We start from the raw sequence: 14,200 nt of genomic DNA, 5'->3' as shown, positions 1-14,200 counted from the left end.
GAGCGCCCTTGAGGGACCGGCCCGACCCGGAAGACGATGGGACGGACGGGAAACCCCCAGCCCCACCCTGATCCGGAGTAAGCGGCTCCCGCCCCCCGAAGCCCCCGCCCCGCCCCGCCCCGTCACCCAACACCCCTCACCCCGGACGCTTCGCCCCCCACGCCTCTGCCGCCTCCACCTGGGCCGCCAGGCCCAGCAGTGTCGGCTCCGATTCCGCCGGGCCCAGCAACTGGGCGCCCATGGGGAGTCCGTCGGCCGTGAAGCCCGCCGGGATGTTCACCCCCGGCCAGCCCAGGACGTTCCACGTCCAGGCGTACGGACAGGCCGCGATCATCGCCCGGTCCGTGGCCATCGCCCCCAGCCCGGCCAGCGCCCCGATCCGCAGCGGCGGGGTGGCCGTCGTCGGGGTCAGGACCACGTCGAAGCGGCCGAATATTTCGCCGACCCGCCACCGCAGTACGGACTCAGCCCGGCGGGCGGCCCGCAGCGGCAGGCCGCCCAGGATCCGGCCCGTCCGTACGGCCTCGTGCGTGCGCGGGTCCAGCAGCGCGGGATCCGGCACCCGGGCCGCCCAGTCCCGTACGCCGCTGGTCGCCCGGGGAACGAAGGTCAGGCCGATCGGGCCGTAGCGCGGGTCCTCGGGGACCACTTCGTGGCCCAGCGACTCCAGCCGCCCGGCCAGTCGCTCCACCGCCGAACGGACCTCGGGATCCAGTGACTTGGGCGTCGCCGTGAAGGGCATGGCGAACGAGAGGGCGATCCGCAGCCGGCGGGGGGTGCGGCGGGCTGCCTCGACGGCCGAGATGCGGGCCGGGCGGTGCAGGTCCTCGGGGTGCGGGCCGCTCGCGGCGTCCAGCAGGAGTGCGGCGTCGGCGACGGTGCGGGCCAGTACGCCGTTGACGGTGAGCCCGTGGAACGACTCGGGCTCCGGCCAGGTCGAGATGCGTCCGCGCTGCGGCTTGACGCCTATCAGGTGGGTCCACGCCGCAGGGATCCGTACCGAGCCGGCTCCGTCGGACCCGAGTGCCGCCGGGACCAGCCCCGCCGCCACGGCCGCGGCCGAGCCGCCCGAGGAACCACCGGGCGTGTAGGCGCGGTTCCAGGGATTGCGGGTCTCGCCGAAGGCATGCCCCTCGGTGAACGGCCACTGGCCCAGCTCCGGCGTCTGGGTCTTGCCGACGATCACGGCGCCGGCCGCGCGCAGCCTTCGTACCGCCTCGCTGTCGGCGGTCTTGGGGGCGAAGTTCCCGGCGCAGCCGAAGGAGGTCGGCTCGCCCGTCACGTCCATGTCGTCCTTGACGGCGAGCGGGACGCCCAACAGCGGCAGTCGCTCGCCCGTGGCCAGCCGGCGGTCGGCCGCGTCCGCCTCGGCCAGGGCGGCCTCGGCGCGTATGGTCCGGAAGGCGTTGAGCTCCGGCTGGGCGGCCGCGATCCGCCGCAGCGACTGATCGGTCAACTGCCGTGCGGTAATGCTCCCTTCGGCGAGAGCAGCCGCCATCTCCACCAACCCCCAGGGCCTGACGGTGCCCGATGCGGTCCTCGTGGCCGCCGCGACCGCTGACCCTGGAGAATCCGGCCCTGAAGCATCCGACCCCGAAGAACCTGACACTGAACCCGTCACTGAAGAATCCGACACCGCGACCCACTCCCCATTACCGACCGGTAGGAAGACGGTAACGGGGAGCGGTCGTGGTCGACTAGATCCAGCCCTCCAGTGAGGCCATGAACCCGTCGAAGTCGTCACGGTGGATGGTGTGTCCGGCCCCGGAGACCGAACGCACCTCGAAACCACGCTCCTTGAGGATGTCGGCCCGCTCCTCCGTGATCAGGGTGCTCGGATCGGCGAGCTGTACGAGCGAGGGGACCACCGGCGCTCCCGGCATCAGGTCGGCTCCCATCAGGGGACCGAGGCTCAGTGCGGTGGCCTCGTCCCACACCGCCAGGGTTTCCAGCTCGACGTCGACGTCGGCCTCGTCCCATCGCGGGTTCATCGCCTGGATCTGTTCCTTGGGCGCCGCCTTGAACTGCGCGAGCATCTCGGGACCGAAGCCCTCCACGGGAGCGGTGAGGTACCACGCCGGGTCGGAGAACACCGCCCGTCGCGGCTTCAGCCGGTCCACCGCGAGGGACAGGGTCAGACCGCCCAGGGAGTGCCCGATGGCGAGTTCGGCGCCGGCGGGGAGCGTCTCGACGACGTCGTCGGCGTAGAGCTCCGGACGGTACTCGCCGCGGCCGCTGGCCCCGTGGCCGCGCAGGTCCACGGCCATGACGCGGTACCCGAGGCCGGCCAGGGCGGGGCCGACCCGGCGCCAGGTGCGGTGGTCGGCCATGATGCCGTGGATCAGGAGGGCGAGGCGGTCGCCCTCGCCCCAGGTCCGGGTGTGAAGCTGCACGGTGGTGCCTTTCCATAAGTACTCGGAGGCTTCGAAGCGTTCGAAGAAGTGGACGAAGCCGAGGAAGTGGAGGACGCGCGGGAGCAGAGCGGTCAGCGCACGCTGCGGATCGGCCTCACGGCCAGGGCGCCCGCCACCGCCAGTACGGCCGCGACGATGAACAGGGCGGTGTACCCGCCGCTGAGCGAGACGATGACCGAGGCGATGAACGGGGCGGCGATCTGCGGGCCCGCGTTGGCGATGTTGAGCACCCCCATGTCGCGCGCCGCGTCCTCGGCCTTGGGCAGCACCATGGTGACCAAGGCGGTGTCCACGGCCATGTAGCAGCCGAAGGCGAGCCCGTTGACGACCGAGAAGGCGAGCATCGCGGTCCAGGTGCTCGATACGGCGGGGATCACCAGGGCTACCGCCGACAGCAGGGCGGAGGCGCCCACGAGGAGCTTGCGGCGGTCGAACCGGTCGGAGAGGTAGCCGCCGAGGACGGTGGAGAGGACCATCGCCACGCTGGTCAGCGGCATCAGCACCGCCACCGCGGCCTCCGGCTTCATGCCGTCGGGCAGCGCCGTGTGGTCCTGCAGGATGTACAGCTGGTAGCCGCTCACCGCGAAGTACCCGAGGACCAGGAGCGCCCGCCCGATGAAGGCCCACCGGAAGTCGTGGTCCTTCAACGCGCTCGCGAAGGCGGCGAGCTGGGCCTTGACGGGCATCGGGGCGCGGGCCGGCAGCCGCTGTTCCCGGGTGCAGGCGGTGAAGAGGACCGCGGCGCCCGCCACGAGCGCGCCGAAGACCAGGTACCCGGTGCGGTAGTCCTCGGAGAAGGCCGCGCCGGCCAGTGCGCCCGGGGTCGACCCGAAGGGCAGTCCGAGGCCGACCGCCGCCGAGGCCTTGCCGCGGGCGCTCATCGGCACCCGGTCGGGGACCACGAAGGTGATGGCGGCCTGGTAGACGTTCATGACGGCCTGGCCGAGGCACCAGGCGATCGTGATCAGCAGGATCGTGTCTGCGAAGCCGAGCAGCAACATCGCCGGTACGGCGGCGAGTCCGCCGCCGAGGATCCAGGGATTGCGCCGTCCGCTGCGGTCGGACAGGGCTCCGGCGACCGGGTTGAAGACCGTCGCGAAGATCGCCGAGACCCCTGCGATCAGGCCGAAGTTCGCGACCTTGTTCGCCGGGTCGATGTCTTCCACCTGGAGCGCGAGCAGCACGCCGGCGACCCCGACGTACAGCGCGTACATCGCGCTGTTGCCGACGAGCAGCAGCGGGAGCAGGCCGCGTCCCGGGCCGGAGGAGGCGTCGTCGGCGTCGGCGTCGGCGGTGTCGATGCTGGTGCCATTGCCGGGGGAGGAAAGGGCCACGGTGTCCTCCTGGGCAGATGCGAGCGGATGAGGGGCGGGGTTGCGGGGGTGCGGCTGAGCTGGGATGAAGGCGGTGCAAGGTGCGGACGAGGGTGCGCGCCGCCCTGTCGCGACGGCGGGGGTGCGACGGAGCGCGACAGGGCGACGGCACGGCTGGACACGGTCGCGACACGTCCGGGGATACATCTGACGAGCGGATGCGACACCCGGGTTACACGTGTCAATGAATCGTGTAACCACTGTGTAGCATCCGTTTCAGGCCATCCGCCAGCCCCCGGGCGCAACCGGTCTGGAAAGATGCGACGGCAATGTCACAGTCATCGAAATCGCCGAAGCCCCCGGCACCGGCCTCCGGGTCTCCTACGCCGCCCCCCGTGCCGACCAGCGCCGACGTGGCCCGCCTCGCGGGTGTGTCGCGCGCGACGGTCTCGTACGTACTGAACAACGCGGAAGCCGTGCGCATCAGCGAGCCGACCCGCCGCAAGGTCCGCGCGGCAGCCGAGGAGCTCGGCTACGTCCCGCACGCGGCCGCCCGCAGTCTGCGCGCCGGACACACCCGGATCGTGCTGTTGCCCACCTCGCACGTGCCGGTCGGACCGCTGTACAGCACCTTCCTCAACGAGCTCCAGTGGGCGCTGCGCCGCCTCGACTACACCGTCGTCCAGTACGGGAGCCTCGGTCTCGGCGGCGACGAGGCCGCACGCGCCTGGGCTGAGCTGCGTCCGGTGGCGGTGATCTCGCTGGGCGAGATCACGCTCTCGGCGCGCAACGTGGAGACCCTCAAGCGGGCCGGCGCCCGCGCGGTGATAACGATGGGCCCGGTCAGCGTGCCGGGGGCGCACGCGCTGGTCATGAACCAGGAGGAGGTCGGTGCCCGGGCCGCCGCCCATCTGGTCGCGCGCGGCCGGCGGCGGATCGGTGTGATCGTGCCCGAGGAGGACGGGCTCGACCTGTTCTCCGCGCCCCGACTGGCGGGCGCCCGTTCGGTGGCCGGGTCCGAGGCAGGATCCGGACCCGGGTCCGATGCCGGGATCGAGGCCCTCCCGATGGCCTACACCGAGGAGTCTGCCGCGGCGCTCGCCGCCCGCTGGCGCGGGCTCGGGCTCGACGCGGTGTTCGCGTACAACGACGAGTACGGCATGCTGCTGATGCGCGCCTTCCAGGACGAGGGGCTGCGCATCCCCGAGGACGTCGCCGTCATGGGCGCCGACGACCTGCTCATCGGGCGGCTGCTGCGGCCCCGGCTCAGCACGGTGCAGATCGAGATGCCGACCGGCGACCACCTGGCGTCGCTGGTGGACCGCGCGGTGCGGGAGCCCTCGGAGATCACGGAGCGGCACGACCTGATGGCGGCCGTGGCAGTCCAACGGGAGTCGACCTGACGCTGCCGGGATCCCACCGGACCCGGGCCTGGCTCCAGGGGGCCGTTGACAGGCGGTGACCTGCGGACGGAGACTGCGGGCGCGCCCCACCGGGCGCGCCCGGCGGCGTTCAGCGGTGCCCACGCACGCACCGATGCGCCACCGCCCGTACGGATCCGCCCAGGAGAGACCCCATGAGCATCCGCACCGTCCGCGACGTGTACGTCGTCGACGCCGTCCGCACCCCGATCGGCAAGTTCGGCGGGGCCCTGGCCGGGGTCCGGCCGGACGATCTCGCCGCGCACGTGGTGCGCGCGCTGGTGGACCGTACGCCCGACCTCGACCCGGCGCGCATCGACGACGTCGTGTTCGGTGATGCCAACGGCGCGGGCGAGGACAACCGCGACGTCGCGCGGATGGCCGTGCTGCTGGCCGGGCTCCCGGTCAGCGTTCCCGGCGTCACTGTCAACCGGCTCTGCGGCTCCGGCCTCGAAGCCGTGATTCAGGCCGCCCGCGCCATCGCGCTCGGCGACGCCTCCGTAGCCATCGCGGGCGGCGTCGAGTCGATGACCCGCGCCCCCTGGGTGGTGCAGAAGCCCGAACGGACCTTCCCCGCGGCCCACCAGCAGATGTGGTCCACCACGCTCGGCTGGCGGATGACCAATCCGCGCATGCCCGCGGAGTGGACCGGCTCGCTCGGCGAGGGCGCCGAACTCGTGGCCGACAAGTTCGGCATCACCCGCGAGGCGCAGGACGCCTTCGCCCTGGACAGCCACCGCAAGGCCGCGGCGGCCTGGGCTGCCGGCCTGTACGAGGACGAGGTCGTGCCTTACGCGGGCGTGGACCTTAAGTGGGACGAAAGCATCCGGGAGGGCTCCACGCCCGAGGCGCTGGCCCGGCTCAAGCCCGCCTTCCGGACGGACGGCAGCGGCACGGTCACGGCCGGCAACGCCTCGCCGCTCAACGATGGTGCTGCCGCACTCCTGTTGACGGACGAGGCGGGACTGGCCGCCACCGGCCGGGAGCCGCTCGCCCGGATCAGCGCCTCAGCCGTCACCGGGATCGAACCCCAGCTCTTCGGCCTGGGCCCGGTGGACGCCGTCCAGCGGGCGCTCGGCAAGGCCGGCCGCGGATTCGCCGATCTCACCACTTTCGAGCTCAACGAGGCTTTCGCCGCCCAGGCGTTGGGTTGCCTGGCGTCCTGGCCGGAGCTCGACCCGGCCGTGGTCAACCCGCGGGGCGGGGCCATCGCGATCGGCCACCCGCTCGGCGCGTCGGGAGCCCGGCTGGCCGGCTCGGTCGCGCACCAGTTGGCGGCGGCGGGGTCCGGTACCGGCATGGCGGCGCTGTGCATCGGCGTGGGGCAGGGCATCGCGCTGGTCCTGGAGCGCTGAACCCACCGCCGCCCTACGGTCGTCGATCGATTCCGGACACGGTCCAGTGTCAACTGCCTAATAACTGAACAGAAGTGGTGCCTCCGGTCTGGCACGATGGCGCGAGCTGCCGCCCCCCGCCCCGCCCCATCCCCACCCGGAGGCCCCGCGCCATGCCGCTTCTCGATCCGACGCTCTGGCAGGACGGACCCACCCTCACCGGCGGCGCCGCCGCGGTCGTCGAACCCGCCACCGGCCGCACCCTCGCCACCATCGACCTGGCCGCCCCCGCCGACGTCACGGAGGTCGCCGTACGGGCCCAGGCCGCGCAGCGGGACTGGGCGCGCGCCACCCACCTGGAGCGGGCGGCCGTGCTGCGCCGCGCCGGGGACCTCTTCGCCGTGCACGCCGAGGAGCTGCGGGAGTGGCTGGTGCGGGAGTCCGGCTCGATACCGGGCAAGGCCGACTTCGAGCTGCACGTCGCCGCGCAGGAGTGTTACGAGGCCGCCGCCCTGGCCTCGCGCCCGACCGGGCAGGTGCTGCCGAGCGAGGCGCCCCGGCTGTCCTTCACCCGGCGGGTGCCGGCCGGGGTGGTGGGGGTCGTGGCTCCGTTCAACGCCCCGCTGATCCTCGCGATCCGCTCCGTCGCGCCCGCGCTGGCCCTCGGCAACGCGGTGCTGCTCAAGCCGGACCGGCGCACCGCCGTGTGCGGCGGTATCGCCCTGGCCGCGGTGTTCGCCGCGGCCGGTCTGCCGGGCGGGCTGCTGCACGTCCTGCCGGGCGGGGCCGAGACCGGAGCCGCGGTGGTCGCCGACCCCCGGGTCCGGGTGGTCTCCTTCACCGGATCCACCGCCGCCGGCCGGTCGGTCGGTGAGTTGGCGGGTCGTCATATCAAGCGCGCCCACCTGGAGTTGGGCGGCAACTCCGCCCTCGTCGTGCTGCGTGACGCCGATGTCGAAGCCGCAGTGGCCCAGGCTTCCTGGGGTTCCTTCTTCCACCAGGGCCAGATCTGCATGACCGCCGGACGCCACCTCGTACACGCCTCGCTCTACGACGAGTACGTGGAGCGCCTCGCCGAACGTGCGGAGGCCCTGGTGGTGGGGGACCCGTACCGCGAGCAGGTCCACCTGGGCCCGCTGATCGACCGGGCCCAGCTGGAGCGCGTGCACGCCCTGGTGGAGGCCAGCACCGGAGGGGGAGCCAAGCTCGTCGCCGGCGGTACCCACCGGGACCTCTTCTACCGCCCGACCGTGCTGGCGGGCGTCGCCGACGACACCCCTGCCTACGCGGAGGAGGTCTTCGGCCCGGTCGCGCCCGTACGCTCCTTCGCGACGGAGGAGGAGGCCGTGGCCCTGGCCTCCGCGGGCCCGTACGGCCTCTCGCTCGGGATCGTGACCAGGGACGCGGCGCGCGGGCTGGACCTGGCCGAGCGGATCCCGACCGGGATCGCGCACATAAACGACCAGACGGTCAACGACGAGGCCGTCGCCCCGTTCGGCGGAGTGGGCGCCTCCGGCACCGGTGCCCGTTTCGGCGGCGAGGCGAACCTGGACGCGTTCACGGAACTGCGCTGGACCACGACCCGCGCCACGCCCGCAGGCCATCCTTTCTAGAAAGGGCCCAGGAATGCGGACGGCAGGTCGTTCGTTCAAGGAGCAGACGGCTCAATCAGGAGGTCTGGAAACCGTGGCTACAGTCGAGCTCACCAAGGAAAACTTCGACCAGACGGTCAGCGAGAACCCGTTCGTGCTGATCGATTTCTGGGCGGGCTGGTGCCGGCCGTGCCTGCAGTTCGCCCCCGTCTACGAGAAGGCCTCGCAGGCCCACCCCGACCTGGTCTTCGCCAAGGTGGACACCGAGGCGCAGCAGGAGCTGGCGAGCGCGTTCCAGATCACCTCGATCCCGACCCTGATGATCGTCCGGGACCAGGTGGCCATCTTCGCCCAGCCCGGCGCCCTGCCGGAGGCGGCGCTGACGGACCTCATCGGGCAGGCCCGCGCTCTCGACATGGACGAGGTGCGCGCCAAGATCGCCGCCGAGCAGAAGGGCGCGCAGGACGGGGGAGCGCAGGACGCCGGCGCGCGGGAACCCGGCACGCCGGAGGCCTGATGCGTGACGCCGCCCCCGGCGGGCGGTGACACTGATCCGTATGACCGAAGCCGTGGAGTACGACGTCGTGGTGCTCGGCGGGGGACCGGCAGGCGAGAACATCGTCGACCGGACCCGCGCCGCCGGGCTGAGTACCGCCCTCGTGGAGAGCGAGCTCGTGGGCGGGGAGTGCTCGTACTGGGCCTGCGTCCCCAGCAAGGCGCTGCTGCGCCCGGTGCTGGCCCGGGCCGATGCCCGGCGAGTGCCGGGGCTGGCGGGCGCCGTCGAGGGGCCGCTGGACACGGCGGCGGTGTTCGCGCACCGGGACTACTGGACCGGGAACTGGAAGGACGGGGGCCAGATCGACTGGCTCGACTCGATCGGCGCCCATGTGTACCGGGGCCACGGCAGGCTCTACGGGGTCCGCAAAATCGCCGTCACCAGCCCCGAGGGCGAGCACCACGTGCTGTCCGCCCGCCACGCGGTGGTGGTCGCCACCGGCACCCGGGCCGTGATCCCCGACGTGCCGGGGCTGGCCGGGGCCCGTCCCTGGACCAGCCGGGAGGCGACCTCCGCCCAGGAGGCGCCCGGGAGGCTGCTGATCGTGGGCGGCTCGGTGGTCGCCACCGAGATGGCCACGGCGTGGCAGGCCCTCGGATCGCAGGTCACCGTACTCGTACGCGGACCGCGGCTGCTGCCGCGGATGGAGCCCTTCGCGGGTGAGCTGGTCGCCGAAACGCTGCGCGAGGCGGGCGCGGTGGTCCGTACGGGCGTGTCCGTCGAGGCGGTCGTACGGGACGGCTCCACGGGGCCCGTCACGGTGGTGCTGGAGGGCGGCGAGATGCTGGAGGGCGACGAACTGCTGATGGCGACGGGCCGTTCGCCGCGGACCGAGGACATCGGGCTGGAGACCGTAGGCCTGCCCGCCGGGGAGTGGATCGGGGTCGACGACAGCTGCCGGGTGCCGGGGCACGACTGGCTGTACGCCGTCGGAGACGTCAACCACCGTGCGCTCCTGACCCACCAGGGCAAGTATCAGGCCCGGATCGCGGGCGCCGCCATCGCCGCCCGCGCGGCCGGCAACGCTCCGCAAGACACGGGACCCTGGGGCGCGCACGCGGCGACCGCCGACACGCGGGCCGTCCCGCAGGTGGTCTTCACCGATCCGGAGGCCGCCGCGGTGGGCCTCAGCCTGGCCGAGGCCGAACGGGCGGGCCACCGGGTGCGCGCCGTCGACTACGACCTGTCCAAGGTCTCCGGCGCCGGGCTCTACGCCGACGGCTACCGCGGACGGGCCCGGATGGTCGTCGACCTGGACCGCGAGGTCCTGCTCGGGGCCACCTTCGTCGGCCCGGGCGCCGCCGAGCTGCTCCACGCGGCCACCGTCGCGGTGGCGGGGGAGGTGCCGATCGCCCGGCTGTGGCACGCGGTCCCGGCGTTCCCCACGATCAGCGAGATCTGGCTGCGCCTGCTGGAGACGTACCGGGGGTAGAAGTCGCCCGCCGCACACTCGCGGTGACGGGGCGTCAGTTCCGAGCCGCAAAACGCAGCCGACGGTTGGTGACCTTGTGCTTCCCTTTCGCTACGTTCCGTATCGGTTGTTGATCGGCATCCGGAGGCGTCATGTCTGCAGGGTCGGACCGTTTCGTCACCACGAGCGACATCGAACCGCTCCTCGAAATTGCGGGGCAGGGCGAGGACCGTCGCCTCCGCATGGAGGCCCTCACGGCGTCCGCCTCGCTGCCCCTGGACGCAGCGGCTGCCGAGGCCGTCGGTGAAATCGTTCTCCATCGGTTGCGGACGGAGCGCGAACTGCCCGGCGCCTTGATCGCAGCGGCCGGCATCCTTCCCGTGCCGGAGGTTCGGGCCGTGCTGGACCACTGGGCTGCCGATCGCACTTCACCGCACCACGAGGCGGCAGGGCGTTCCCTCGCGGCGGATGTCCAGCCGCCGGCGCCACCGGCTGAAAGCCCTCCGGTCCCGGTCGCCGCAGGTGCGCGGGAACTGTCGGCGGCCGTGAGGGACGGGCTGCTGGAGGGCTCGGACTTCCCTGCCGACCTGTCACCGCTTGCCACGCTGCCGAAGGCAGAGGCCCGAGAGCTGCTCACCAGCCTTGTCTCCACGCTGATCGCGGCGATGGACTCGGACGACGACACGCTGGCCGCCGCTACGGAACGACTGAGCCTGGTCGTTCAGGCCCTGCCCACGACGGCGGTGGCCGCACTTCAGGCCCTGCCCGAACGGCCCTCCGGGGAACGGGACAACTGGCTGGGCGCTCTGCTCACCCTCGTGCCGCCCGCCGCCGTACTCAGCGCCGTCTACCGGCGCCTTGACGCCGAGGATTCCAGTGGACAGCTGAACACCCTTCGCCAGCTGACGCGGGCGGCACCACACCTCGGCCGGCCGCCACTGAACTGGCCGCCCCCCAGGGAGTCAGGCACGCTCGCCAGCGTCACATTGCTGCTGCGCCCGAAAGCCCGGGGCGCGCGCCGGGCCGGTGACGAGCCCGGGGCGCCGTCCCCCGCGGGGTACGGCAGGAGACCTGATGCCGGCAACGAGCCCGTGGCGCCGTCCCCCGCGCCCGACGGCGGGAGACGTGAGGCATACGCTCGACTGGACGCGCCGAGACGGGTCCCCCCGGCGCACGTCTTCGAACTACGTGTGGGACTGGCCCCGACCCCGTCGCCCGAGGTGTCTCAGCCCACCTCGCTCACCGTCCCCGGCGGAGAGTTCCTGCTGGACGTGGAGATCCTCGCTCCAGGGTTCGAGGTGATGGGCGGGGACCAGCTCAGCGTCCGGATGAAGGCCGGCCCGGACGACTTGTACCCCTACCAGCTGCGGCGGCTGCGCGCGACGGACGACGACGCCTTCGCCGCCGAGCGGGTGATCACCGCGGTGTACTCCGTCAGTGGGCGAGTGATCGGAGTGGCCCACCGGACGGTACTGGTGGGGGAGGGCCCGGAGGACGCCGTAGCCGCGCAGGTCTCGGAAGAGCCGGCCGGTATCACCTGGGTGCTGCCTGACGATCCGGCCACCCAGCCGGACCTGGAGATCATCGTGGCTCCGGGAAACGATGCCGAAGGCACCCGGCTCTGCTGGCTGTACCGGTCTCCGCATCGCCAGGTGCGACCTGCTGGGAAAACCCCCGGTTCAAGGCTCGGCGGTGAGGCGGAGTGGGCGCGCTCGGCCATGCGTAGCGTCCAGGACCGGAAGGATGCCAGTGACCTCCCATCCCACCTCCGCGGCATCGGCCTGGACGTGAGAGATGCGGTGCCACTCCAGGTGTGGGAAGCCCTCCGAGCCGCAGCCCGGGTGACGAACCCCCCTACAGTGCTGATTGCCACCTGGGATCCGTACGTCCCCTGGGAGCTCGCCATGGTGCCCGAGCCCTGGGACACCAGCATTCCCGCCCACCTCGGCGCGCAGGCGACCGTGGGACGGTGGACGTACAAGGATCAAATTCGCTCTGCGGCCCCCCCGGCCCGTCTGACGGCTCGGACGATGGCTGTCGTGACCGGCGACTACCCCACCAGCCCACTCAAGCAGGCGGCCGCCGAGGCGGATCACCTCATCACGGAGTACCGGGCCGAGACCGTGGACGCTCTGACCGATCCGGTGCTGGGCAGGCTGGGGCGGAAGGTGGGCGCCCCGGACATCCTGCACTTTGCCGTACACGGGAAGTTCGATGCCGCCGACTCGGAGGACGGCATCATGATGACCGACGGCTCGTATTTGAGCCGGCAGTCGGTGCGCGGGGTCGAGACCAGTCTCGTGGGTCTCGTCTTCCTCAACGCTTGCCAGCTGGGACAGAGCCGAAAGGCGCTCGGCTCGTACGTCGGCATGGTGCCGGCCTTCGTCGGCCTTGGCATCAGCGCGGCCGTCGCACCGCTGTGGAACGTCGACGACGGCGTCGCCAGGGAGTTCGCCCAAGGTTTCTACAAGGCCGCGCTCAAAGGCAAGACCGCGCCCGCGGAATACCTACGGCGACAGCGCGCCGCCACCCAGGGGGCATCAGGCGCGGGTGTTTCGACCCCCCTCGCCTACCTGTTCTACGGCCATCCCCGGCTGACCATCGAGTGGGACCAGGAAGGAGCGGACGATGTCTGAGCTCGAACGGGACGGACGTGTGGATCTTCCGTACGGCGTCGTCCTGCGGTCCTCTGGCGTGGGCGGACGGGTCGGCGAGATCCGGAAGTGGGCCGGTGCCAACGGCCCCGTCCGGGCCACCGGTCCGGTGGACTTCGCAGACCGGCTGGCGACCGACGAGGTTCCTGACGGCGCGGCACGGCTGCTGGGGACGCTCGCCCAAGAGGCCGGGATGCGCCCGGTTCTGACGCTGCCCCTCAGCGACCTAACCGTCCCCACCCGCCCCAGCGGAAGAGTGCGAGGAGACGCAGCCGTCGCTCACGTGGCGCTCGAGGTACCCGCACCGGGCGAGGACGAAGGGCAGGTCGTCCTGGAGGTCGACGGGACCGGAGTGGTGCGCTGGGTGGTGTCCGAAACCGCGGCACACGGGGGCGGTACGGACCGGGCCGGGTCGGTCCAGACCTTCCGGGTCTCCATGGAGCGGTTCGTCGTTCCGGACGGGACACAGGAACGCGGAGTCGCCGGGTTCGGGATTCGCAAGGTCCTGCATGTCCTGCGCTTTCCCCTTGAGCGGGCGGCAGGCAGGGCGGCGGAGTTCGCGGTGGGCCGTTGGGAGAACCGGTTCCGTCCTTACGGGTTGCGGCTGACCAGTCCGGGCAGCTTCCTCGACCCGACGGCTGGCGAGCCGGTGACTGTTGACCGGCTCGCCGAGCTCGCCGACCAGCCGTTCCTTGTGTTCGTCCATGGCACCTTCAGCCGGTGTCACTCGGGATTCCACGGCATCGCCATGGACGGGCAGCTGCTGCACGACCTCCACGGCCGGTACCGGGACCGGGTCCTCCTGTTCGATCACCCGACCGTCCATCTGGATCCGGCCGACAACGCCCGCTGGTTCCTCGAGCAGCTCCCCACCAGCCGGCCGCTGACCCTCGACGTCGTCACCCACTCGCGCGGAGGGCTGGTGGCCCGCCAGCTCGGCCAAGACGGAGTCGTCAGGGCTACCGGACGGCCCGCTCCCTCGGTACGGACGCTCATTCACGTCGGAACCCCAAACGCAGGCACGGTTCTTGCTGATGACCAGCGGCTTGGCGATCTGCTCGACGTGTTCACCAATCTGCTGGGCCTGCTCCCGGACGAGATGGTGAGCACCACGCTTGAGGTGATCCTGGAGGTCGTCAAGCACTGCGCCACCGGAGCGTTGGGCGGACTCGGCGGGTTGGCCGCGATGGATCCCGCCTCTCCCGAGCTGAGTGATCTGAACGCGGCCGCAGCGCCGACGAGGGGGACGGTGCGCGCGATCACATCCGATTTCAGATTTGCCGAAGGGGCAGGGCTCGCCATCAAGGCGCTCAACCTCATGGTCGACCGTCTGTTCGGCGTCGGCAACGACCTTGTGGTGCCGACCGACGGCGTCCATCGCGCGGGCTCATACGTCGTGCGCGATCCACTGGTGATCCCCTCGACGAGTGCGGTGGCGCACCTCGACTTCTTCCGGGACGCGCAGGTGCGCTCGCGGCTCGCGGAGTGGCTGCCGGGGAGCTGAC

Annotated in this window: 9 protein-coding genes and 1 pseudogene; 7 read left to right on the top strand and 3 right to left on the bottom strand. The window is 72.0% G+C overall.

Translation table 11 applies throughout. The features are described 5' to 3' along the window. Window positions 1-136 precede the first annotated feature (136 nt). The 3 genes and pseudogenes from AB0D48_RS32635 to AB0D48_RS32625 all read right to left on the bottom strand — a co-directional run. Window positions 137-1,537: pseudogene (locus AB0D48_RS32635) on the bottom strand (amidase); the annotation flags it as partial. Between the two features lie 160 nt (window positions 1,538-1,697). Further along, window positions 1,698-2,393: an alpha/beta hydrolase gene (locus AB0D48_RS32630; protein WP_362405242.1), complete on the bottom strand. Its 696-nt coding sequence runs from the start codon at window positions 2,391-2,393 to the stop codon at window positions 1,698-1,700. A gap of 92 nt (window positions 2,394-2,485) precedes the next feature. Next, on the bottom strand, window positions 2,486-3,715 hold the full coding sequence (locus tag AB0D48_RS32625; protein ID WP_362405251.1) for an MFS transporter: 1,230 nt from the start codon (window positions 3,713-3,715) through the stop codon (window positions 2,486-2,488). 341 nt (window positions 3,716-4,056) lie between these two features. Here AB0D48_RS32625 and AB0D48_RS32620 point away from each other — a divergent pair, with 341 nt between their 5' ends. The 7 genes from AB0D48_RS32620 (at window position 4,057) to AB0D48_RS32590 (ending at window position 14,199) form a co-directional block, all read left to right on the top strand. Further along, window positions 4,057-5,130, top strand: coding sequence for a LacI family DNA-binding transcriptional regulator (locus AB0D48_RS32620; RefSeq protein ID WP_362405239.1), 1,074 nt, complete (start codon window positions 4,057-4,059; stop codon window positions 5,128-5,130). A gap of 173 nt (window positions 5,131-5,303) precedes the next feature. Continuing rightward, window positions 5,304-6,503 carry a thiolase family protein gene (locus tag AB0D48_RS32615; protein WP_362405236.1) on the top strand — a complete coding sequence of 400 codons (1,200 nt, stop codon included), beginning with the start codon at window positions 5,304-5,306 and terminating at the stop codon, window positions 6,501-6,503. A 152-nt stretch (window positions 6,504-6,655) separates the two neighbouring features. Beyond that, window positions 6,656-8,095 carry an aldehyde dehydrogenase family protein gene (locus tag AB0D48_RS32610; protein ID WP_362405233.1) on the top strand — a complete coding sequence of 480 codons (1,440 nt, stop codon included), beginning with the start codon at window positions 6,656-6,658 and terminating at the stop codon, window positions 8,093-8,095. A 73-nt stretch (window positions 8,096-8,168) separates the two neighbouring features. Continuing rightward, entirely contained in the window at window positions 8,169-8,591 is a 423-nt protein-coding gene (locus tag AB0D48_RS32605; RefSeq protein ID WP_362405230.1) for a thioredoxin family protein, read from the top strand. 40 nt (window positions 8,592-8,631) lie between these two features. After that, a complete protein-coding gene (locus tag AB0D48_RS32600) occupies window positions 8,632-10,062 on the top strand; it encodes an NAD(P)/FAD-dependent oxidoreductase (protein ID WP_362405227.1) in 1,431 nt (476 codons plus the stop codon). Window positions 10,063-10,193: 131 nt separating this feature from the next. Next, window positions 10,194-12,677, top strand: coding sequence for a CHAT domain-containing protein (locus tag AB0D48_RS32595; RefSeq protein ID WP_362405224.1), 2,484 nt, complete (start codon window positions 10,194-10,196; stop codon window positions 12,675-12,677). Between the two features lie 127 nt (window positions 12,678-12,804). After that, a complete protein-coding gene (locus AB0D48_RS32590; protein WP_362405221.1) occupies window positions 12,805-14,199 on the top strand; it encodes a hypothetical protein in 1,395 nt (464 codons plus the stop codon). Window position 14,200 lies beyond the last annotated feature (1 nt).

This window comes from Streptomyces sp. NPDC048269 (genome assembly GCF_040652395.1).
Taxonomy (GTDB): domain Bacteria; phylum Actinomycetota; class Actinomycetes; order Streptomycetales; family Streptomycetaceae; genus Streptomyces.
The sequence above is the reverse complement of the archived record's forward strand: the minus strand, read 5'-3'. Positions and strand labels throughout refer to the sequence as shown.